This is a genomic window from Caenibacillus caldisaponilyticus, assembly GCF_002003465.1.
In the GTDB taxonomy this organism is placed as follows: Bacteria; Bacillota; Bacilli; order Bacillales; family Sporolactobacillaceae; genus Caenibacillus; species Caenibacillus caldisaponilyticus.
The window spans coordinates 1-1,122 of sequence record NZ_BDDQ01000160.1; the positions used below are offsets into that span (position 1 = coordinate 1).

The following is a 1,122-nucleotide window of genomic DNA, read 5'->3' on the forward strand; positions in this document are numbered from 1 at the left end:
GAATCGGAAGCCAAACGCCACGACCGGCATTCCTCCGCAAGAGCGTTGGGCAGAGGAACAGCTGAAACCTCTCCCGTTGAACGATTACGATACGAGCTATCTTCCTATCGGAAAGTGCATTGGGATGGCAGTTTCTCATACAAAGGGGAACAATGGCTCTTATCGGCGGAGTATGCGGGCAAAGAAATTCTGGTGAAGGAGCGATTAAATGGGGATATTCGATTGTATTATCGAGGGGAGGAGATTTCTTACTTGAACCAACAGAAAAAAGTGATTTCATTCGCCGAAAAAATCAAAAAGAAACAGACGGAAATGGCCGTCACCATTTCGCCTGTTTCGGTGGAAGTGGATACTCGTCCATTGTCCGTTTATGACACATTCCTGCGAGGGGAAAGCTCATGAAAGAACAAATACACGAGTATTGCCACCGTCTTCATTTGCCTATCATGGCGGAGCGATGGTCCGCCATGGCAGAATACGCAGCTACTCATAATATACCATATTCGGAGTTTTTATTCCGCTTATTAGAGGCGGAAATCATCGAAAAACAGGAACGATCGATCCAAACGCTCATCAAACTGTCCAAACTGCCATATCGCAAGACGATCGATACGTTTGATTTTAACGCACTGCCTTCCGTGGATGAGCGTCGGATTCGAGAGCTGCTTACCTTATCGTTTATTGATCGAAAGGAGAATATCCTTTTTCTCGGTCCGCCGGGGATTGGAAAGACACATCTGGCGATTTCGATTGGAATGGAGGCGATCGCAAGAGGGTATAAAACGTATTTTATTACCGCCCATGATTTGGTCACTCAGTTAAGAAAAGCCGACCAGGAAGGAAAGCTGGAAAAAAAGCTTCGCATGTTTGTGAAGCCAACCGTTCTCATTATTGATGAAATGGGGTACTTAAAACTGGACCCAAACAGCGCCCATTACTTATTTCAGGTCATCGCCCGTCGGTATGAACATGCCCCGATTATCCTCACCTCCAACAAAAGCTTTGGGGAATGGGGAGAAGTTGTGGGAGACTCGGTATTGGCGACCGCGATGTTAGATCGATTACTGCATCATTCCATCATTTTCAACCTAAAGGGGGAAAGCTATCGATTACGGGAAAAGA

General features: G+C 46.2%; 1 protein-coding gene and 1 pseudogene. Both read left to right on the forward strand.

Going from position 1 to position 1,122, the window contains the following annotated elements:
* A pseudogene (locus CCB157_RS17015) lies at window positions 1-402 on the forward strand (IS21-like element IS5376 family transposase); the annotation flags it as partial.
* A partial coding sequence (gene istB / locus CCB157_RS17020) for an IS21-like element helper ATPase IstB (RefSeq protein WP_077616960.1) occupies window positions 399-1,122 on the forward strand: 724 nt, incomplete at its 3' end. The pseudogene CCB157_RS17015 and the gene istB, both read left to right, overlap by 4 nt.